At 34.5% G+C, this 22,352-nt stretch carries 20 protein-coding genes and 1 pseudogene; 5 read left to right on the plus strand and 16 right to left on the minus strand.

Annotated features, from left to right (window positions below; all coding sequences use genetic code 11):
• Nucleotides 1–2 precede the first annotated feature (2 nt).
• The 3 genes from icd to QQS35_RS09395 all read right to left on the minus strand — a co-directional run bounded on the left by icd (nt 3) and on the right by QQS35_RS09395 (nt 3,359).
• Entirely contained in the window at nt 3–1,283 is a 1,281-nt protein-coding gene (gene icd, locus QQS35_RS09385; protein ID WP_407933955.1) for an NADP-dependent isocitrate dehydrogenase, read from the minus strand.
• A 103-nt stretch (nt 1,284–1,386) separates the two neighbouring features.
• Entirely contained in the window at nt 1,387–2,502 is a 1,116-nt protein-coding gene (citZ, locus tag QQS35_RS09390) for a citrate synthase (protein WP_285931781.1), read from the minus strand.
• A gap of 392 nt (nt 2,503–2,894) precedes the next feature.
• Nucleotides 2,895–3,359: a DUF441 domain-containing protein gene (locus tag QQS35_RS09395; protein WP_285931783.1), complete on the minus strand. Its 465-nt coding sequence runs from the start codon at nt 3,357–3,359 to the stop codon at nt 2,895–2,897.
• 295 nt (nt 3,360–3,654) lie between these two features.
• On the opposite strand from QQS35_RS09395, the gene ytvI reads away from it, so the two are divergent.
• Complete coding sequence (gene ytvI / locus QQS35_RS09400) at nt 3,655–4,776, plus strand: sporulation integral membrane protein YtvI (RefSeq protein WP_285931784.1); 1,122 nt, start codon at nt 3,655–3,657, stop codon at nt 4,774–4,776.
• Nucleotides 4,777–4,815: 39 nt separating this feature from the next.
• Here ytvI and QQS35_RS09405 read toward each other — a convergent pair whose 3' ends face one another.
• The 7 genes and pseudogenes from QQS35_RS09405 to dnaE form a co-directional block, all read right to left on the minus strand.
• Nucleotides 4,816–5,208, minus strand: coding sequence for an FxsA family protein (locus QQS35_RS09405; RefSeq protein WP_285931787.1), 393 nt, complete (start codon nt 5,206–5,208; stop codon nt 4,816–4,818).
• A gap of 128 nt (nt 5,209–5,336) precedes the next feature.
• The gene (gene pyk, locus QQS35_RS09410; RefSeq protein WP_285931789.1) at nt 5,337–7,097 is read right to left on the minus strand and encodes a pyruvate kinase; all 1,761 of its coding nucleotides are present in this window, start codon (nt 7,095–7,097) and stop codon (nt 5,337–5,339) included.
• Nucleotides 7,098–7,140: 43 nt separating this feature from the next.
• The gene (gene pfkA / locus QQS35_RS09415) at nt 7,141–8,100 is read right to left on the minus strand and encodes a 6-phosphofructokinase (RefSeq protein WP_285931791.1); all 960 of its coding nucleotides are present in this window, start codon (nt 8,098–8,100) and stop codon (nt 7,141–7,143) included.
• 320 nt (nt 8,101–8,420) lie between these two features.
• The gene (gene accA, locus QQS35_RS09420) at nt 8,421–9,386 is read right to left on the minus strand and encodes an acetyl-CoA carboxylase carboxyl transferase subunit alpha (protein WP_285931793.1); all 966 of its coding nucleotides are present in this window, start codon (nt 9,384–9,386) and stop codon (nt 8,421–8,423) included.
• Nucleotides 9,387–9,399: 13 nt separating this feature from the next.
• Complete coding sequence (gene accD / locus QQS35_RS09425; RefSeq protein ID WP_285931795.1) at nt 9,400–10,242, minus strand: acetyl-CoA carboxylase, carboxyltransferase subunit beta; 843 nt, start codon at nt 10,240–10,242, stop codon at nt 9,400–9,402.
• A gap of 57 nt (nt 10,243–10,299) precedes the next feature.
• Nucleotides 10,300–10,830: pseudogene (locus QQS35_RS09430) on the minus strand (FadR/GntR family transcriptional regulator); the annotation flags it as partial.
• A gap of 531 nt (nt 10,831–11,361) precedes the next feature.
• Nucleotides 11,362–14,715 carry a DNA polymerase III subunit alpha gene (gene dnaE, locus QQS35_RS09435; protein WP_285931801.1) on the minus strand — a complete coding sequence of 1,118 codons (3,354 nt, stop codon included), beginning with the start codon at nt 14,713–14,715 and terminating at the stop codon, nt 11,362–11,364.
• A gap of 214 nt (nt 14,716–14,929) precedes the next feature.
• Between dnaE and QQS35_RS09440 the strand changes: the two genes are divergently transcribed.
• The 3 genes from QQS35_RS09440 to QQS35_RS09450 all read left to right on the plus strand — a co-directional run bounded on the left by QQS35_RS09440 (nt 14,930) and on the right by QQS35_RS09450 (nt 16,174).
• The gene (locus QQS35_RS09440) at nt 14,930–15,262 is read left to right on the plus strand and encodes a YtrH family sporulation protein (RefSeq protein WP_285931803.1); all 333 of its coding nucleotides are present in this window, start codon (nt 14,930–14,932) and stop codon (nt 15,260–15,262) included.
• The gene (gene ytrI / locus QQS35_RS09445) at nt 15,262–15,765 is read left to right on the plus strand and encodes a sporulation membrane protein YtrI (RefSeq protein ID WP_285931805.1); all 504 of its coding nucleotides are present in this window, start codon (nt 15,262–15,264) and stop codon (nt 15,763–15,765) included. Before QQS35_RS09440 ends, ytrI begins: the two co-directional genes overlap by 1 nt.
• A gap of 226 nt (nt 15,766–15,991) precedes the next feature.
• Nucleotides 15,992–16,174 (plus strand): hypothetical protein, encoded by a 183-nt coding sequence (locus QQS35_RS09450; protein WP_285931807.1) that lies wholly within the window; start codon nt 15,992–15,994, stop codon nt 16,172–16,174.
• 104 nt (nt 16,175–16,278) lie between these two features.
• Here the strand turns inward: QQS35_RS09450 and QQS35_RS09455 are convergent, their stop codons facing one another.
• On the minus strand, nt 16,279–17,244 hold the full coding sequence (locus tag QQS35_RS09455) for a DHH family phosphoesterase (protein ID WP_407933954.1): 966 nt from the start codon (nt 17,242–17,244) through the stop codon (nt 16,279–16,281).
• 164 nt (nt 17,245–17,408) lie between these two features.
• Here QQS35_RS09455 and QQS35_RS09460 point away from each other — a divergent pair, with 164 nt between their 5' ends.
• Nucleotides 17,409–17,702: a YtpI family protein gene (locus tag QQS35_RS09460; protein WP_285931809.1), complete on the plus strand. Its 294-nt coding sequence runs from the start codon at nt 17,409–17,411 to the stop codon at nt 17,700–17,702.
• A gap of 99 nt (nt 17,703–17,801) precedes the next feature.
• Here the strand turns inward: QQS35_RS09460 and QQS35_RS09465 are convergent, their stop codons facing one another.
• The 5 genes from QQS35_RS09465 to QQS35_RS09485 all read right to left on the minus strand — a co-directional run.
• Nucleotides 17,802–19,115, minus strand: coding sequence for a DRTGG domain-containing protein (locus tag QQS35_RS09465; protein ID WP_285931810.1), 1,314 nt, complete (start codon nt 19,113–19,115; stop codon nt 17,802–17,804).
• Nucleotides 19,116–19,190: 75 nt separating this feature from the next.
• Nucleotides 19,191–19,418, minus strand: coding sequence for a hypothetical protein (locus QQS35_RS09470; protein ID WP_285931812.1), 228 nt, complete (start codon nt 19,416–19,418; stop codon nt 19,191–19,193).
• A gap of 152 nt (nt 19,419–19,570) precedes the next feature.
• The gene (locus QQS35_RS09475) at nt 19,571–20,251 is read right to left on the minus strand and encodes a metal-dependent hydrolase (RefSeq protein WP_285931813.1); all 681 of its coding nucleotides are present in this window, start codon (nt 20,249–20,251) and stop codon (nt 19,571–19,573) included.
• Nucleotides 20,252–20,364: 113 nt separating this feature from the next.
• On the minus strand, nt 20,365–21,915 hold the full coding sequence (locus QQS35_RS09480; RefSeq protein ID WP_285931814.1) for a polyamine aminopropyltransferase: 1,551 nt from the start codon (nt 21,913–21,915) through the stop codon (nt 20,365–20,367).
• A gap of 117 nt (nt 21,916–22,032) precedes the next feature.
• A partial coding sequence (locus tag QQS35_RS09485; RefSeq protein ID WP_285930906.1) for a transposase occupies nt 22,033–22,352 on the minus strand: 320 nt, incomplete at its 5' end.

Consider the following 22,352-nt stretch of genomic DNA (forward strand, 5'->3'; position numbering starts at 1 on the left):
CCTTAGTCCATGTTTTTAATTAATTCATCACCGAACCCAGATGTTTTAACTTCTGTTGCACCTTCCATCATTCGTGCAAAGTCATACGTTACAACTTTAGATGCAATCGTTTTGTCCATGGCTTTAGTTATTAAATCTGCAGCTTCTCTCCATTCCAAATGTTCAAGCATTAATACCCCTGATAACAGTAAAGAAGAAGGATTTACTTTATCTAATCCAGCATATTTAGGTGCTGTACCATGTGTAGCTTCAAAAATCGCATGACCTGTTTCATAATTAATATTAGCTCCAGGTGCAATTCCTATTCCACCCACTTGTGCTGCTAGTGCATCTGAAATGTAATCACCATTTAGATTCATTGTCGCAACGACATCAAATTCACGTGGACGAGTCAAAATTTGTTGCAAGAAAATATCAGCAATAGAATCTTTTATAATGATTTTCCCAGCTTCTTCAGCTGCATCCTGCGCTTTGTTAGCTGCATCTTTGCCTTCTTTTTCTACAATGCGATCATATTCTGCCCATGTAAATACTTTATCGCCATATTCTTTTTCAGCAAGCTCATAACCCCAATTTTTGAAGGAACCTTCCGTAAACTTCATTATGTTACCTTTATGTACAAGCGTTACACTTTTACGACCTTCGTTAATCGCATACTCAATTGCTGAGCGTACAAGACGACTAGTACCTTCTTGTGATACTGGCTTCACACCAATCCCTGAAGTTTCAGGAAAACGTATATTTGTAACTCCCATTTCATTTTGTAAGAACTCAATTACCTTTTTTACTTCAGGTGAGCCCTCTTGCCATTCAATCCCAGCATAAATATCTTCTGTATTTTCACGGAAAATAACCATATCTGTGTCTTCAGGTCGTTTTACAGGAGATGGAACACCTTTAAAATAACGAACTGGACGAAGACAAGTAAATAAATCTAATTCTTGACGAAGTGCTACATTTAAAGAACGTATGCCTCCACCAATAGGCGTAGTTAAAGGCCCTTTAATTGCAATTTTATAATTTCTAATTGTGTCTAGTGTTTCTGATGGTAACCACTCACCTGTAAGGTCGAACGCCTTCTGGCCAGCATAAACTTCTTTCCATTCAATCGCTTTTTCACCGTTATAGGCTTTCTCTACTGCAGCCTCTATTACCCTTTTTGCTGATGCCCAAATGTCAGGACCAGTTCCATCACCTTCAATAAATGGTATTACTGGTTTGTTTGGTACATTAATTACCCCATTGCTTACTGTAATCTTTTCTCCTTGTGCCATAAATAAAATCCTCCTATTTATTTACTAACATCGATTTGTAACAAATAAAAACTATTTTTAGTGTTTCAAATCGAATAATTAATTAATATTAACTCCACATTACTTAGATGTACTATCTATCTTCAACAGGAACATATTCTTGGTTCTTTGGTCCTACGTACTCTGCACGAGGACGAATTAATCTATTGTTATCATATTGTTCTAAAATATGCGCTAACCAACCTGAAAAACGACTCATCGCAAAAATAGGCGTAAATAGATCGTGCTCAATTCCCAGACTATGATATACGGATGCCGAATAAAAGTCGACATTTGCTGGCAAGCCTTTTTCATTTTTAATATAATCTTCTATCTCAACAGACATCTCATACCATTTTGATTGACCAGTTAATTCTGTCAACTCTTTAGACATCTTTTTCAAGTGTTTAGCTCTTGGGTCACCTTTTCTATAAACGCGATGTCCCATTCCCATAATTTTCTCTTTATTAGCCATCTTTTCTTTTATATAAGGTATAGCATTTTCAACTTCACCAATTTCGGTAAGCATTTTCATTACACGTTCATTTGCACCACCATGCAATGGTCCTTTTAGTGCCCCTATAGCAGCAGTGATACCTGAGTAAACATCCGATAAAGTTGCAACACATACACGAGAAGTAAAAGTGGACGCGTTTAGTTCATGATCAGCGTGTAATACTAGTGCTTTATTAATAGCTTCTACTTCTAAATCTTTTGGTTCCTCTGCGTTTAGCATATAAAGAAAGTTTTCAGCATAACCTAAATTACTTTTGGGAGCTACTGGCTCCTTGCCGTTACGAATTCTAGCAAATGCTGCCACAATTGTTGCAATTTTAGCTTGAAGTCGGATTGCTTTTCTTACATTCGCATCCTGGTCCATCTCGTCAGCTTCTGAATCAAATAACCCAAGTAAAGAAACTGCTGTCCTTAGAGCAGCCATTGGATGAACAGTAGCTAAATCATAGGATTTCAAATGATCTAATACTTCTTTCGGAAGCTCCATGTTATTAATTAATTCTTTTTTGAAGCTTTTTAATTCTTCACTGTTTGGCAGCTGCTTATTCCATAGTAAGTAAACAACTTCCTCAAAGCTAGAATTCTCAGCAAGGTCATCAATTTTATAACCCACATAAGTTAATTGATCATCGATAATCGAACTAATTGATGACTCTGTGGCAATAACCCCTTCTAGTCCTTTGGCGGTTGACATTGCATCCCTCTCCTTTTCTTTATCCTTATTGATTAGTTAACAAAACATTGTAAGGACTGTTTAGCAACTAACTTCTTTCTCTACATTTCAAAAACATCGTAACAAACTGTGAAATAATGCTTTTGAATATCCCCTTATCAATTATAAACAATTTGGAATTGTTTGTGAAATGAAACCGATTAAATTTTTAGAAATGTAATTAAATTAAGTAATTACTTGTTTTTTTTGAATATAATAACCTTAAAACTGAATCATACCATACGTCATTATCTTTCTTGATAAGACTTGTATTAAATAGAAATCCTTCAGAAAGGCTTATAAAAGTAATTAAACAAGTGATCCGGTTAGAAAATATGTAGAATTCATCCTAAAAATTTCGTGTTTCAATATTCCTATGGTAAGAAAAAGTCAACGGCTCTCATAATCATATAAGCTATACCTGCACCTATTAGTGGGCCCACAGCAACACCATTAAAAAATACCACAGCTAAGATTGTTCCCATTACTAAAGCTGTTGTTAAGTGCGGATCATCTGCGAGAAGAGTTAATCCATTCTTTGCAATTACTGCAACAAATATACCAGCACCAATAGCTATCCAAGCATAATAAGATTTTACACTTTGCGCCAATTCACTGAAACCTATCTCTCCAGTTGCAATTGGAACTAATACCGCCACAGTTATGATTGTTACACCCCAACCAATTCCTTTATCCTGAATATAAGGAAACAACTTATCATCCATTTTAAATAGTTGTAATCCAATCAGAACATATACTGCGATCATTATTGATTGATTCTTCCCAATATACCCCAGTAAAAATAAAATCAATAAAAAGATGGTTGATTGATTTAGCATGTTCGTCCCTACTTTCTTTAATAAACGAAAGCTAATTTTAATAGTACCACATATTATTCATAAATTAAAAATATCTTTATAGTAAGAAAAGATCGGGGCACCTTCGAAACAAGAAAATCCCTTGTTTCTGCGAAGACTTTCCATGGAGCATTCCTTTATGCTCACCCTAGGGCAGGTTAAGACGAACATCTATGTAGGGGTTTTTATCACAAAGATGTTTAGTCGGGTAGTCCGCTTCCGCTATACATCTCCGAATTTTTATATTTTATTAGCTTTTAGAAAGGATGTGAAAAACGTGCCCTTAAAGAATATTTACAAATTATTAAGGTTTTTATTTGTGATTTTCTCAATCATTCTATTAATATTTTGTCTGTTTTATTTATTTACATACACTTATCCATTTTTTTTCGCATTATTAATTGCATTTTTATTAAATCCACTCGTGAATTTTTTAGAATTAAGGTTTAAGTTCAATAGACCTTTAGCAACCTTTTTATCTATTTTATTTGTATTAGTTATTATCATGGGAGTCACTACATTTTTAATTATCGAGTTAATCAATGGGACAACATACTTGGCTGTACAAATTCCATATCACTTTAAAACATTGGTAACTTTCATCCAAGATTTAGTAACACAGCATGTTATTCCGGTCTATCAAAAATTGACTTCCATGATAAGTATGCTTGATCCGAATCAACAAAATGCTATTTTGAATAATGTTCAAAACATGGGTGATAATCTTGCATCATCTGGTGCAGTTCTTTTGCAGCAGTTATTGCAACAAATCCCCTCTTTACTAAGTAATTTACCTAGTTATCTCTCTGTACTAGTTTTCTCATTTCTTGGAACTTTTTTTATTAGTAAAGATTGGTACAAGCTGAGAGAGCTATTTCTAAATATCATTCCTAAGTCATTTAGTACTTCGGGCAGTGAAGTCTTTAAAGGACTAAAAAAAGCTTTATTTGGGTTTATAAAAGCACAAATTATACTTATATCCATTACAGCTATTATTGTGTTAATTGGGCTCTTATGTCTACAAGTTGAACATGCTATTACTATTGCGATCATTACTGGTCTAATAGATTTATTACCCTATCTCGGAACAGGGTTAATATTTATTCCTTGGATACTGTATATGTTCCTAACAGGAAATTATTTTCTTACAATTGGGCTATCTATTCTTTACTTTACAGTTGTCATCCAAAGACAATTAATGGAACCAAAAGTTCTTTCAAATAACATTGGACTAAATCCTTTAGCAACGTTAATCTCATTATTTGCTGGTTTTCAACTATGGGGATTATTAGGCCTAATGATCGGTCCAGTAATATTAGTAATTTTAAACACATTGTATCAAACAGGTGTAATAGAGCAACTTTGGTTATATATAAACGGGAATAAAAACAGCCATTAAAAATAAGAACTGAAACCTTTGAGAGGTCAGTTCTTATTTTTATCTTCTAAATATGGTAATTGTACCTTTATCCATCATTGTTTTTAACACTTTTTGCAGCCAAAGTTTTATTGGACCTCTTGTGAAAGGGAGTAGTAATAAAAAGCCTATTGCATCTGTAATGAAACCCGGGGTAAGTAATACAACCGCTCCTATTAAAATACAAATACCATCAAATATTTGTTCGTGTGGTAATTGACCATAGGACATAGACTGTCTTGCTCTATTTAATGTATCTAATCCCTGTTGTTTAGCTAACCAGGCACCTATAATTCCAGTTAACAGAATTAAAAACACAACCCACCATGGTCCAATTACTCCACCTGCCCAAATAAGGATTCCAATTTCTAATGCTGGCACAATTAATACAAACAATAAAACCCAACGAAACATAGTTTATCCTCCCTCCTTGATTTCTTTAGAGAATATGTTCTTTGTTTAAAAAACACTAATGAATTTATGACGCTAGCTGGGTTAAAAGAAAGAGAAGGGATAAATCCCTTCTCAAATCTCACCTATTTTTAGAGTACACTTGCGTGACCAGCATATATGTCACCTTTTGTAGCGTCAATCGTAACTTCTTTTCCGTTTTCAATAATATCAACGGCCTTCTGTACACCTATAATTACTGGAATTCCCAGGCTTAGACCCACAACAGCTGCATGTGAAGTAAGTCCTGCTTCTTCCGTAATGATACCACTTGCTTTCTCAATTGCTGGCATCATATCTTTATCTGTACCGTAAGTAACGAGAATATCATCCTGTTGTATTTTTTGCATTGCTTCTTCTGCATTTTTAGCAATGATAGCTCTACCATACGCGCTTCCTTTACCTACACCCTGACCTTTAGCTAATACGTCTCCGATTATATGAATTTTCATCAAATTCGTAGTTCCGCTCTCCCCAACTGGGACACCGGCAGTAATAATTACACGATCTCCACGCTTAAAATGACCAGTTGATAGACCGCGGTCGATAGCTACATCTAATACATCGTCTGTTGTATGCGCTAATTGACCAATTATTGTCTCGACACCCCAAACTAGCGATAATCTGCGGCTAACTTGCTCATCAAATGTAACAGCAATAATTGGTGCCTCAGGGCGATACTTTGAAATCATACGCGCTGTATGTCCACTAACTGTTGGTGTTAAGATAGCATCTACATTTAAATTCATTGCTGAATGATTTACTGATTGACTGATTGCGTCAGTAATTGTCATATCGCTTGATTTTGAGCGAATATCAAGAATGGCTTTATGGTCAAGAGCCGTTTCAGCTTTTTTCGCAATGTTACTCATTGTTTGGACAGCTTCGACTGGATAATCACCGGCTGCAGTTTCCCCAGATAACATTATTGCATCTGAACCATCAAATATTGCATTGGCAACATCTGAAGCTTCAGCACGTGTTGGTCTTGGGTTACGTTGCATGGAATCTAACATTTGCGTCGCAGTAATAACAGGCTTACCTGCTGTATTACACTTACGGATCATATCTTTTTGCACCAGTGGTACATCTTCAGGTGGAATTTCCACACCAAGATCTCCCCTTGCAACCATTAAGCCATCACTAACTTGTAAAATAGCATCAAGATTATCTACACCTTCACGATTCTCAATTTTAGGAATGATATGAATGTGTGTAGCATTGTTCTCTTCTAACAACCCTCTAATTTCTAATACGTCAGATGAGCGACGAACAAAAGATGCGGCGATGAAGTCTACACCTTGTTCGATACCAAATTTAATATCTTGTGCATCTTTATCTGTAATACCTGGTAAATTCACGCTAACATTAGGAACGTTTACACCTTTTTTATTTTTAAGTAAGCCAGAATTCAAAGCTTTTGTTTTTAATTCTTTTTTGTCTTTTAAGATTTCTACTACTTCAAGTTCAATTAATCCATCATCTAATAATAATTTAGAGCCTACATGTACATCATCAATTAATTGTGGATATGTTACAGAAATTCTATCAGCTGTTCCTTCAATATCTTCCATCGATACATTCACGGTAGCACCTTTATTCAAGTATGCTTCTCCGTTTTTTAGACTACCTGTTCTAATTTCTGGACCTTTGGTGTCTAAAAGAATAGCTACTGTTTTTCCAGTTTGCTTAGAAGCTTCACGGATATTTTTAATTCTTTGGCCATGCTCTTCAAAGTCACCATGTGAAAAATTCAAACGGGCAACATTCATTCCCGCTTCAATTAATTTAACCAACTTCTCAACTGTTTCTGATGCGGGTCCTATCGTACATACAATCTTCGTTCTTCTCATTCCTATTTCCTCCTTAAATTACAACTACTATGTTTAGTCTACATTAAATAGATAATTCATTTGATAATTTATACATATCTTCGTTTATGTGGTGAGGTGCTTTTAGAATTTCGATAATATCGTGATCGACCAATTCATTTTTTTGAATTCCAACTACACGTCCTGCTTTTCCAGCTAACAGTAAATCAACAGCTTTGGCACCTAGTCTACTAGCCAGTACCCGGTCGAATCCAGATGGTGAACCACCTCGTTGAATATGACCAAGAACCGTTACTCTCGTATCCATTTTTGTAGCATCCTCTATACGTTTTCCGTACTCCATCCCACTACCTACGCCTTCAGCAAGAATGATGATACTATGTTTTTTACCTCTTGCTTGACCTCTCTTTAACTTATCAACAACTAATTGAAAATCATCCGCTCTCTCTGGAATAAGGATACTTTCTGCGCCATCAGCAAGACCAGCCCATAAAGCTAAATCACCGGCGTTACGCCCCATCACTTCAATAACATATGTACGCTCATGGGAAGTTGCTGTATCTCTAATTTTATCAATCGCTTCAATGATTGTATTTAATGCAGTGTCGAAGCCTATTGTATAGTCTGTACCAGGAATATCATTATCAATGGTTCCAGGTACACCAATACAAGGGTAACCTTTTTGTGTTAATTTTTCCGCACCACGGAAAGAACCATCTCCACCAATGACAATTAAGCCTTCAATTCCAAATTTGTTTAATTGTTCAATTGCCTTTTGTTGACCTTCCTCTGTCTTAAATTCTTCAGATCGTGCTGAATATAAAATCGTTCCACCACGTTGAATTATATCCCCAACAGAGCCAATGTTCATCTTTTTAATATTACCTTCCATCAAACCTTGATATCCATTATACACACCAAAAACTTCCATTTCATGGAAGATGGCTTTTCTCACAACAGCTCGCACAGCTGCATTCATTCCTGGAGCATCTCCACCACTAGTTAAGACTCCAATTTTTTTCAAATTACTCACCTCTTAATATAAAGTATTTCCCCCTATATATTCTCTCCCCATTACAAGATAATCCTAAACTAGTTTAATTTCAATTAAAATTATACATGAAAGATAGAATTATCTCACCCTTAAATATGACAAATTTAGAGCATTTCTATCTAATAATCTAATTTACCCTTACCAAATCAATGGCAAGGGTAAATTTTAACTATCATTTTAACACCATACATATGATAGCATTTTAAAACCACATCTTTCACCATAAAGAATACTAAGAAAATTTATTCTCACATTACACCTTAATAAATGTGAATGCTACTCAAGATAATCTATAAACTACTTGGTTCATTAATATCACCAATCTGTTTATATTTTTCCCATCTTTTCTCAAGTAATTCCTCGGTTTTAATTTCATTTAATTGTTTTAAAGATTCTTTTAACACTTTGTCCATAAATTGGGATTGTAACAATACATCTCTATGCGCTCCACCTCTAGGTTCTGGTATAATCTCATCAATAACTTTCAGCTCTTTTAAATCATAAGATGTAATTTTTAGAGATTCAGCAGCTTTTTGTGCTTGTTTTGAATCTTTCCAAAGTAAAGCAGCAGCTCCTTCTGGAGAAATAACAGAATAAGTAGAGTTCTCTAACATATGAATATGATCACTGACTCCAAGTGCTAATGCTCCACCGCTTCCTCCTTCACCGATAACAATACTTATCATAGGCACATTAAATCCAGCCATTTCCATAAGGTTTCTAGCTATTGCTTCACTTTGCCCTCGCTCTTCAGCAGCTTTACCTGGATAGGCACCCTTAGTATCTATAAAAGTAACAATTGGTCGATTAAATTTGTTGGCTTGCTTCATGTGTCTTAGTGCTTTTCTATATCCTTCCGGGTGAGGACTACCAAAGTTTCTTCTAATATTTTCTTTCGTATTTTTACCTCTTTGATGCCCAATCACCGTAATAGGCTGCCCCTCATATTTGGCAATTCCGGATACAATAGACTCATCATCTCCAAACAACCGGTCACCATGAAATTCAATAAAATCAGTAAATAAATTTTCGATATAATCAAGAGTGGTTGGTCGATCAGTGTGTCTAGCAATTTGAACTCTATCCCAAGGCTTTAAATTCCCATATATATCTCCTTCTAGTTTTTCAAGCCTTTGTTCAAGTGTATTTATTTCTTTAGACAAATCAAAATCACTATCTACTGTAATTTTTTTTAGTTCATCTATTTTTTCCCTTAACTCAATGATAGGTTTTTCGAATTCGAGAACTTGTTTCAAAATATATCACCCCTTACTGATGGATATCCAATATTGTAGTTAAAATCCTTTTCATATCATGTCTAGGAATTACTTTATCAATTTGTCCATGCTTTAATTGGAATTCAGCTGTTTGAAAATCTTCAGGTAGTTTTTCTCTAATTGTTTGTTCAATTATTCTTCTACCAGCAAAACCGATTAGTGCTCCTGGTTCAGCAAAATTATAGTCACCCAAAGATGCAAAGCTCGCTGATACTCCTCCTGTAGTCGGGTTTGTCATTACAGAAATAAATAATCCACCAGCATTATGTAATCTCTGTATAGCGACAGAAGTTTTACTCATTTGCATCAGGCTCAAAGCACCTTCTTGCATTCTTGCGCCACCAGATGCGGTGAAGATAATGATGGGCATGGATTCAATCCTTGCATTTTCAATTGCTCTTGCTACCTTTTCACCAACCACAGACCCCATACTACCCATACGAAACCTAGAATCCATGACAGCAATTGCTGTATCAAGTCCGTTTACTTTCCCTTTACCAGTCACAACCGCTTCGTTAATACCTGTTTTTTCAATATCTTTTTCAAGCTTTTTTTCATAATCCGGAAATGCTAAGGGGTTATTTGATAGTAAATGTTTATCCCACTCTATAAATGAACCATAATCTAATAAGCTTTCAATTCGATCATAAGCACTCATTTGATGATGATGTCCACACTCAGGACATACGTTCAAGTTTTTGGCCATTTCTTTTCGATAAAATATTTTTTGACAACCTTGGCATTTTTGCATTAATCCTTCAGGAACGTCTTGTTTAGCTTCTTCTCTTGGGATTGATGCATATTTCTTTTTCTTACTAAAAAAATCTTTAAGCAAGAGTTATTCCTCCTTTGAACGAACCTTTATAAATGATGAAAGTATGATTACTTATGTCTATTTAGCTTGTTCAAATATTAGTTCAATATCTTCATACTCATTGTGTGAAAAGGCATTTAATAATCTAATATAAAATTGCTTCATGTAATAAGTTTCTTTTATAGAACGTGAAAAATCATCTAATAACATCCATATTTTCTGTAATAAAAAATTATCTGCTTTTTCAAAAATAATAATAAAAAAACTATAATACCTTTGTTCTTCATCCTGTTGCGACTTATCTATTGTTGTTTGTAACTCTTCAATAACGTCTTTTTTCATCACTTTAAATGCAAGTTTAACTGCTTCCTTTTCGATAATAGTTCTACACGATATTATCTCGTCTCTAGTTTTATGTTCATGTAAAATAAAAGCTGAAAGCAATTCGACGGTACGAAAAGTTCGATAAGTTTTTAAAAAAGTTCCTTCCCCACGCCGGGTTTCAATTAAACCAAGTAGCTCCATTGCCCGAAGCGCCTCACGTATTGATGACCTTGCAACGTTTAATTTTTCAGAAAGCTCTCTTTCTGATGGAAGTCTATCACCTGGAGATAAATTATTTTTTTATAAATGCCCTTATTTGACCTAAGACCTCTTCATACACTTTAGTTTTTGTTGACATAGCTTATTCTCTAATCACTCCTTATATTTCTTCCACCCTAGAACGTATTAAAGTTAAAGCTAATCCATATTTATTCCTTTGAACATTTAACTATTGCTATAACAGACTATCTGTCACGGATTGGGATGAGCGTTTCATTTCGAGTCACATTTGATGCTATAAAAAATTGGTCCGACCACTTAACTATTACATTATACCAGATGAGAAAAGCGTGTAAAGATTGGTACTTTTCAAGTTTATGCATTTCATAAGAATAAAAATGTCTACCTTTTTGATAATAAACTACTCATAACCTTCTCTATCATTTAAGTTTGCAACTTTAGTATAACCTACAATAACCGAACAAGATTTCAGAGAACTCATGAACCAATAGAAAATCCAGGACTACCTTAGACGGTTCAGTTACATACTACTTGCGTAACACTTTCGATTTAAAATATCTAAAGGTGAGTGAGACACTATGTTGTTTTATTTTTAAACACTACTTGTTCTTTACCAAATTCTTTTATTAGAGCATTAATAGATTGTTGATTTAAACTAATATTGTATTCACTCGTAAGCTGATACGTTTGTTTTTTCTGTTCATGGTAAACAATCACAGGGACTCTTCCTGGATTTTCTTCTGCAACTTGCTTGATATAAAGGAGTCCTTCTTTTTCTTTCTCTTTCTTTAACTTGATAAATACTCGTTTGTCATGTTTATCATTTAACTGTAACTTTTCAGGATCAAACTCATTTATCTCAGAAATAAGCAATTGAACCCGTTCATTTCTAAGTTCTATTTTCCCTTGAATAAAAACTATTTTCTCTTCTTTTATCCACGGTTTCACTTCTCGATACACTTCAGGGAAGATTACAGCTTCCAGTTCCCCGTTCTCATCTGAAAGATTCACAAACGCCATAGCATCTCCCCGTTTTGTTCGAATAACTTTCATTTCCTGAATAACAGCAGCTGAAGCCATCTTATTTTTCCCTATATGTTTCTTTAAGTCCGTTAAACCAATATAACCTTCTGCTCTAAGCTTGTTTCTGTCTTTTGATAAAGGATGACTAGACATATACATACCTATCAATTCTTTTTCCAGCGTCAACTGTTTCATCTCTGAAAATGGTTCCGTTTCTATATAAGAAGCATCTAACTCAATATCCCCCTGAAAGAATGAAGCTTGATCCTCAAATTCACTGAACAATTCGCCCTGTTCAATTGCTTGATCGATCGTTGCTAATAAACTTGCCCGATTTGAATGCGTTTCATCAAAAGCACCTGCAATAATTAAAGATTCAATTACTTGACGATTAACAATTTTCATTGGAACACGTAAACAAAAATCAAATAGGTGTTTAAATGCACCTTCTTTACGGACACGAATGATTTCTTTGATTACCTGGCTACCAACACCTTTAATTGATAATAATCCCATTCTAATATTGTTATGTTCGACGGTGTAAATACCGAAACTCTTATTAATTGAAGGTGGCAAGGTAAGTATTCCAAGATCTTTTGCCTCTCGAACATACAAGCGAATTTTATCCTGTTGCCCTGCCACGGAGCTTAATATTTCAGCTAAAAAGTAAGCAGGATAGTGCGTTTTTATATAAGCTAAGTGATAGGAAATTAAGCTGTAAGCAACTGCGTGACTACGATTAAACCCGTAGTTAGAAAACCGAACAATCCAATCAAAAAGTTCTTGTGCAACGGAGAGTTCATATCCATTTTTCAAGCAACCTTGAATAAAGTGTTTTCGTTCTTTTTCAATCTCTTCTTTTTGTTTTTTGCTAACAGCTCGGCGTAGTATGTCAGCTTGTCCTAAAGTAAATCCAGCTAGTTTGCTAGCAATTTGAATGATTTGCTCCTGATACACAAGTACTCCAAATGTATTCTCTAATATTGGTCTTAAATCCTCATGTGGGTAACTTACCTTTTCATACTTATGTTTTCTATTTATATAAACTGGAATATATTCCATAGGCCCAGGTCTATATAGAGCATTAACTGCAACAACATCTTCAAAGTTTGTAGGAGAAAGCTTTACTAAAACTTTTTGCATTCCCTGAGACTCTAATTGAAATACACCATTTGTCTTTCCACTTTGTAACAATGAAAAAGTTTTAACGTCATCCAGTGGAATAGAATCCAGTTCAATTTTCTTTTTCTGTTTGTGATTAATCGTCGAAATTATTCTTTCAATTAAAGTTAAATTTCTTAAACCTAAAAAGTCTATTTTCAGTAAACCAATAGATTCCAATTCTTTCATTGCGTATTGTGTTAAGTATATCTCACCATGTGAAGAAATAAGTGGAACGTTTTCTATTAACGGTTGCTCACTTATTATTACTCCCGCAGCATGTGTAGAAACATGCCTTGGTAAACCCTCTAATTTTGTAGCGATTTTAAATAATAACTGAAGTGTCTCTGACTGTTTTATGTATTCAGTTAATGCACTAGATGCTTTAACACTAGATATAATTGATTTTGCTCCTTGTGCTGGTATCTCCTTCAATATAAAAGAAGCATCTTGTGAATCAATGTCCATTGTTTTAAATAACTCTCTTAATAATGAACGAGTGGCAAATGTTCCAAACGTGATAATTTGTGCCACATGATCCTGTCCATACTTATTTTTTACATATTGGATGACTTCATCTCTACGATGATCTGAAAAATCAATATCAATATCTGGCATCGTTACCCGTTCTGGGTTTAGAAATCGTTCAAATAATAAGTTATAGCGTATCGGATCCACATTTGTAATCCCTAATAAAAATGCTACCAAAGAACCAGCTGCAGACCCTCGCCCAGGTCCTACTGTAATACCTTGTTCCCTAGCAAAATGGATAAAATCCCAAACAATAAGAAAGTAATCACTAAACCCCATTTCTTTTATCACTTTTAGTTCGTAGTTCAAACGTGTAATAACTTTTTCAGGTTTATCATTGTACTTGTTTTGTAATGATGTATGACATAGTTCTTTTAAATAATTGTCTGCTGTTTGACTTTTTGGTACAGGATAATGTGGTAGCATCCTTTGGTCAAAATTTAACTTCACATTGCAATTTGCAGCAATGTTATTTGATACTTCCAAAAGAGTGGGCCAGTCACTAAAAATAGCATCTAACTCCTCTTCACTGTATAAGTGACAACCTTTTACTGAATGAATATTGTTACTTGTCCACTTTTCCCCATACCTCATTGCTTGTAAGCAGTTAAATGCCAATGTATCTGATTTATGTAAAAATCGTATATCACTAATTGCTGTTGCTACGATATTATTTTCTACACAGAAACTTTGTAAATAAGGATAATTTTTTAAACTTGATTCATCCACACCTAAATATAGTTGTTGGGTTTCCTTCACTATCTCTTTCCACTTATTAAAATGGGTGGCGGCTTGTTCCAGTTCACCTTTTTCTAAAAGAGGTTCCAAGCATGAAGCTGTAATAGGTATAATAACTATTAAATCTGAACAGAACATGTTTAAATCAATCTTATTTATTTGTTTATTTTCTTGTAGTTGAATGTGAGAACTTAATTTCAATAAGCTTTTATAACCTCTATTATTCTTTGCAAGTACAATACATTGTTCGCTTTTACCCTCAACATTTTCAACATCTAAAATCATACCTATTATTGGTTTAATTCCTGCACTAAGGCATGCTTGGTAGAAGGAAACAACTCCGTGCATAACATTTACATCTGTTAAAGCAATGCTACTTATTTTTTGCTCTTTTGCTGTAGCTACCAATCGATCAATTGTTATCGTACTCTGCATAATACTATAACCACTTCGTATTTGTAAGTGAGTGGATCCCATCGTTCACACCACCTTTATAAAAACTTATATTCTGATGAACTCCTTAAATATCTATTATAGCCGAATAAAGATATACAATAAAATCATTAACATATCTCGTCCTCTTTTTTCATAAATTTTAAAGAACCATATTTTTATTAAGTACTTTAATGTAAGTAACCTTAATCCATGTATCGGATCTAACCAATACAGGATAGATAAAGGAGAGGCAATTATGGAAGAAAGGTTTGTTTCCTCGATGATTCAATGCTATTTTATAGCTCTTGGAGTAATCATGGGTGGATCATTAATAGGTAGCATTGGAGCTTTTGCAACAGGGGAACCTCCCTTAACACTTATGGGACGTATCGCAAAAAGCTTAAGAATATGGGCTATTGTAGCAGCTATCGGGGGAACCTTTGATGCTATTTCAAACTTCGAAAAAGGTATTTTCGAAGGTTCAACTTTAGATATGGTAAAACAAATCATACTAATAATTACTGCAATGGGTGGCGTGCAAACGGCGTTAATGGTTATTGAATGGATCACTCAGGAGGAGTTTGAATAATGCACATTCCTCCGTACTACAAAAGAGCTAGTTGGCAAAGGTTTTTAGCTGGAGCTTTCTTGGGTGCAATCATAGCTTTTGCAGTGTTTATTTTTATGTATGGTAAATTTCATGAACGATGGGTGGAAGAGAATTTAAAACTCCGTTCAGAATTGAACCAACTACAGCATAACTACAAAACATTAGAAGAGAGCAAAAAAGAATTAGATCAAAAGTCAAAAGAGGATATTAAAGTTCAAACCATTATCATCAATATTGAAAACGAAACCGAACTAAAATTGGATAGTCTTATTGTCCATCAGTTACAAGAGCAAATAAAAGAAGAAATTAATCATGTCGTTGGAAAAAGCACAAGTAGTTTGTCCGATAATTACGAGTTACTAATAGCTACGATTGAAAACAAAACATATCCAGTAGATGAGTTTTCCTATAATGCAGTTGTAAACCAATTATTTGTGACAGAGAATCTTACAGTAAATGTTCAACTTAAAATAGCAAATTAAGAAAAGCTCGGGGCCCCTTTGAAACAAGTATTTCTAAAGGTGCTTTCGATGTGGCATTCCTTTATGTTTACCCTAGGGCAACCCTCGGGCGAGGCAAGCGCTGGAGCTAAAAATCTTCGGATTAGCCTTTTGAAAATGAACATTTCTTGAATTTTATTGACAAATTGTACCTTTCTTATCTTTTTTTAGTATACTAAAGTAAAACAATAAAAGGGAGTGGTTTGTTATGCTTATTATGAGTCGTACCCTTATTGTACAAGAAAAGCTTGATCGATTAATTGCTGGATACTCTGCCTATGCAGAAACAGATGAGATTATCCGTCTTATGAAACGAGAAATAACAAAGCTAGATTTCCAAGTCGTATGTGAACACACTGAAAATGGTTGTTGGTTTGTACCGGAATATTAGATGTGTAATTTTCAAAGATTAGATTAGATGCTATTTATTACTCGAATATTCATAGTACCTCGGTATATAAAATAGCTATACCGAGGTACTATAGACATCATTTATCAGAATATATTTTCTTCTGTCTTATTATAGTCTGTACACACTTTTTCTAAATCTTCTATAACTGCAGCAGTCTCTTTCCAGTCATAAATAGTCGCACCGGAGGCAAGTGGGTGACCACCACCATTGTACTTAGCTGCAATATCATTGATAATAGGTCCCTTAGATCTTAGCCGAACACGAATTAAATTTTCTTCCTCCACAAAAATAACCCATGCTTTAATCCCCTCTACATCACCTAAAATCCCCACAAGTTGACTTGTCTCTGTAGAAGTCATTTCAAACTCTTGCAACTTTTCTTTCGTAATTATAATGGAACTTAATCCTGAATTAGAAATTGTATAATTTTGCAAAATATAACCTTTTAAACGTGCGACATTTCGTTTTGTTTTATACATTAAATCGTATAATTCTGTACGGTTAAAATTATACTTCACTAGGTCAGAAGCGTAACGAAATGTTTTTTCAGATGTACTTGGAAATAAAAATCTCCCTGTATCACCTACTATACCAGCATACAACAAACTTGCTGCACGGTCATTACACTGGAAACCTGCTTCCCTTGCTTCTAAAAATAACTCATAAATCATTTCACTTGTTGAGCTTGCTTCAATATTCACCCAAGCTAAATCTCCATAGGAATCCACATTAGGGTGATGATCAATTTTGATTAGTTCACTTCCAAGTGAAAATCTCTGATCCGAAATTCGAGCTTGATTAGCAGTGTCACATACAATAACAAGTGCGTTATGGTATATTTCATCCTTAATTTCATCCATGTCTGAGAAAAACGATAAAGATATGTCTTCATCTCCAACGACAAAAACTTCTTTATTCGGGTATGTATGCTTAATAATCTGAGAAAGACCCACCTGTGAACCGTAGGCGTCTGGGTCTGGTCTAACATGCCGGTGAATTATTATCGTATTGTATTCCTGAATTTTTTTTATAATATTTTTTACAATCATTTACTTCTTACACTCCTTTAACCTATTTCATATTTGTAGAAAACTTCCTTTGACTGAAGACTACTAAGTTGTTTGGTAGACAGAATCAAACATCACATATCTAGCAAATTTCTATTAAAAAAGCTACAATGAAGAAAGTGTTATTATAGTTAGGAGTAGATTTTATGGTTATTTTCCCCATCGTGATAGTTATTTCACTCATTTTATACGTTTATTACAAAGTTGCAATCATAAGAAGCGATGATTTGTTACAACAAGCTTTTCTAAACTCAAAGGCTCGTATTTTCCTCGGAACTTTCATTAGCTTCTTTGGAATCAATCAGTACTTGTTTTACCAAACGCGCTTTTCTCTTTATGTAACGATTGTTTTCGTGTTTTTAGGTGCCATTCAAATGTATGGTGGGTTTAAACGGGTTGTACATTATCGTAATGAATTAAAAAGTAGAAAGCAAACCTAATTCATTCATTTCCGTATGCATGTAGTTACGTTCGCCAACTCTGTTACAGTTGACTCATCTAATTATGAGTCAACTTGGCAGATATATATTTAGCCAAGATTATCGATCTATTAGTTGTCCCATAAGGACAGCTTTTCCTACAAGATCTTTATCATGAAATACCTCTACATCCACTTTTGCTGACTTTCTCCCCACTTCTAATAAACGTGATTTTATTTCTAACACACTTTCTAATTGAACAGGTTTTATAAAATATACAGATAGATTCTCAACAACAAGATCACCTTTTTTATATTGGCGAAGTGCACGACTTCCTGCTTCTGTGACGAATGACACGAATACTCCATATGAAAGCGTTCCGAGTTGATTCGTCATTTGCGGGGTAACACTTGAACGATAAACCGTATTTTGAGTTTCATCTGAAATAACTTCTAGTCTACTAGTCACGATGTCATCAATTGTCTCTCCCACTTGCGGTTGGCGCTGTATATGTTGGAGTGCTTTTAACACATCCTGTCTCGAGATAAGGCCTACCAGCTTATGATAATTATCTACAACTGGCATAATCTCTAGTCCTTCCCAAACCATCATATGTGCCGCATATGCAAGTGACGTTTCTTTTAATACGGTCATCGGATTTTTGGTCATTACTTTATCAATGTTAATTGTTTTGTCTCTACCAATTATATCCTTTGATGTAACCATTCCAATAACACGGTTATTTTCATCTACAACAGGATAGCGGCTATGTGTTGTTAAATCATTTAGTTCATACCATTTTATTAATTTATCTTTGGTAGTTAAATAATATGTCTCTACAAAAGGTATATATATGTCACCGATCAAGACAATTTCCTTTTTAATTAATTGGTCATAAATCGCCCGATTGATCATAGCTGCGACAGTAAATGTATCATAGCTCGTGGAAATAATCGGTAATTGCTTTTCATCCGCTAACCGTTTCACTTGCTCATCTGTATCAAAACCACCTGTAATTAATACAGCCGCACCTTCTTTTAAAGCTAATTCATGCGCTTCTACTCGGTTACCAACAATTAATAACGAATCCTTCTCTGTGTATCGCATCATTGCTTCAAGCTTCATAGCGCCAATAACAAATTTATTTAATGTCTTATATAGCCCTTCTCTTCCACCAAGTACCTGTCCGTCCACTATACTTACAATCTCTGCAAAAGTTAAATGTTCGAAATTTTCCTTTTTCTTTCGTTCAATACGAATGGTACCTACACGTTCTATCGTACTAACAAGCCCCTGATTTTCAGCTTCTTTAATTGCTCGATATGCAGTGCCTTCGCTCACATTTAATTCTTTGGCGATTTGTCTCACTGATATTTTATTACCTACTTTTAATGATTCTATAAATAACAGAATTTGTTCATGTTTTGTAGCCAAGCGTTTTCACCAATCTTTCCATCTGTACTAATAAAATATTATCTATTGTTATTATACAGATGTCTAAAGATAGTATCAATTTTTTCCAAGTTGAAATTGCTTGTCACTTTCTTGTTCCATGACTGGCGGCCTAGTCATTTTTAATAGAGTAGCAAAATTGGAACCCAATACTAGCAAGAAAAAAACGAGCCAGGCACCCCAAAAAATAGAAGATAAATAGCTAATCTCACCTCGGATAGATGGCCATGCTATGTACAAGAAGAAACACGCTAGCAGAATCCTTAATAATGCATACTGTTTCATAAATATATCTCCTCCTGTTTTATATTTATGTACTAGTGTATGCTTCTCAAATTTCCAACATGTTTGACTTCCTCCAAAAATTACACAAAAGGTCAGAAGAGCTATACCCTTCTGACCAAATAGTAGCTTAACTGGAATTTTTAAGTTAACACTTATAAGCTAACTTCTTGACCAGGTTTCAATGCTATTCCTTGACCAGGCTTTACCTTGCTTGCAAAAGCATCCCCATCCTGTTCAATTAAAGGAAAAGTATTGTAATGTACTGGTACTACTTTTTTTGCTTGCAACCATTCTGCTGCAATTAATGCATCTTCTGGACCCATCGTAAAATTATCACCTATTGGTAGAAATGCAAGGTCAATGTCATTCATGTCACCAATTAATTTAAAATCAGAGAATAGGCCTGTATCACCAGCATGATAAATTGTTTTACCTTCTGTTGTTAATAATATTCCTGCAGGCATACCAGTGTAGACACTATTACCATCTTCATCTACAAAGGCAGAACCGTGAAATGCTGGTGTTAATTTCACCTTACCAAAATCAAATTGATGAGCCCCTCCTATATGCATAGGATGCGTGTTTAACCCTCTAGACTCTAAATAACCAGCAAGTTCATTAGGTGCTACAACAAGGGAATTATTTCTTTTTGCTATCTCAATCGTGTCACCTACGTGGTCATTATGTCCATGCGTAAGCAGTATAACATCTGGTGCTACTTGGTTAGCTTCAAGATCGCACATTCCGTTTCCAGTAATAAAGGGATCGATTAAGATATTATGTGTTTCTGTTTGCACTTGCACAACAGATTGTCCATGGAAAGATACTTTCATTAACATTCACTCCTATTGATAACTTATAATTAAGTATTGTAATACTTTCTATTAATATATACCCACTTTACAAGCTATCTAAAATAGAAAAAGCAAATTTTCACAAAAACACATTAATAATATTCCCATGATTTTTCGTATAGTTGTATCAACACCGGGTCAATTAAGGTGTTAGGTTTTAATTCTAACACCTCACCATTACTATCTTTAATTTTTTCATCTTCATCTTTCCCGAATGAAGAAAGACCTTCTAAAATCTCAGTTGTTAAAAACCTTGTAGGCACATCAATAGATAAAGATGAGATATTTATTGGTTCACGACTAGCAAAAACAAAACCCCAATTTCCAAAACTAGGAACGTCTACATGAATATTTTCTGTGTGTAATCCTGTTGACTCTATCGTTTTCGAGATTGTCCAATATACTTCTCTAGCAAATACCGGACTAGTAGCTTGTACCATCATTGCTCCACCTGGCAACAAATGATTTCTAGTAAGCGAATAAAATTCCTTTGTGTATAGCTTATTGAGGCTCTCATCATTAGGATCTGGTAAATCAACAATAATTACATCAAACCACTCATCTGACTCTTCTAAAAAATTATAAGCATCCTGATTGATAACTTCCACACGTTCTGATTGAAGTGCTCCCTCATTTAATTCTAATAAGTGATGATTGGTATTTGCTAACTCTACTACTGCTGGATCAAGGTCAACAAGTGTTATCTTTTTAACATCTTGATATTTAAGCAGTTCTTTTACAGCAATACCATCGCCACCACCAAGTACCAGTACATGATCTTGTTTATCGGCCTGAGCCATGGCCGGGTGTACTAACACTTCATGGTATCTATATTCATCAATAGAACTTAATTGTAAACCACCATTTAAGTAAAGCCTTATATCAGCTTTGTCTTTCGTCAAAATAATTTTTTGATATTTACTTTCTTCCATGTGAATAATCGGATCGTTATACAATTTTTGTTCAAAAGTAAGTGCCATTGCTTGTCCGAAAAAAAGCCCAAGTAATAAAAGAATTGCAATTATAGATCCAACAATAAAATGAATTCCTACTTTTTTTATTTCTTTTCTAAATAGCCATAACACAATTAGTGCTACCGTTAAGTTTATACAACCAACTAAAAAGGCAGTTTTCACCATTCCAAACTGAGGTCTTAGTAGGAAAACAAATAATAACCCCCCTATTAATCCTCCCGCATAATCAGAAAAAAGCACTCTAGCTGTACTTCTGTTAAGTGCTACGCCAATTTCATTTGCTTTACGAATAAGTATAGGTAATTCCACACCTGTAAGTGCGCCAACTATAAGTGTAATTGCATATAGGAAAAAAGCATCCGTTCCTGGTGGTGAGAATGCAGTAATTCCAAACATAAGAAAGCTTGAAAACCCACCAATTAATGCAACCATAAATTCAATATAAACAAAAGCAATAACTAAATTCTTTAGAACCTTTTCACTAAGACTAGCGCCAATTCCCATACCTGTTAAGAATAAAGAAATCGTAAGTGTGTATTGTTTAACCCCATCCCCCAATATATAGGAGCCTAAAGCTCCAAACAAAACTTCAAAAATAATACCACAAATAGATACTATACCTGAAGCCCAGTATATAAAGTGACTTTGTTTAATTGCTTTTTGATTCACGTGTATCACTCCGATATAGAACTTAAGACTAATCATCAGCCTTTGTAATTTAATGGTTCTCTGTCAAATGTGGTGGTGTGATTTTCATGCCACCCTCTCTTAATTGAAGGGAGTTTTTTATACGAATACCCTTCGAACCTCTTGTCGCCATAATATTTTATTTTTCAATCGATCAAAATCTTTAATTCCATAAGACATGCGTTTGGTCACTTTAATCGTGTTATTAACACCTTCAATATAACCGTTGTTAAATGGGTACATAAAAGATTGTAGAATCTCTTGTTTCCATCGGTTAAATGTTTTTTCAACTCTGTGAAATGCTTCAATGGTAGAACTACTCATAACCAATAAACATTCCTCCAACCCCTTTTTAGCCGTTTTTTCATCACTAAATTTAAACCATTTGTCCAATTTATTTTTCAATTCATAAGCTTCTC

It is taken from the genome of Aquibacillus rhizosphaerae (genome assembly GCF_030282825.1).
Taxonomy (GTDB): domain Bacteria; phylum Bacillota; class Bacilli; order Bacillales; family Amphibacillaceae; genus Aquibacillus_C; species Aquibacillus_C rhizosphaerae.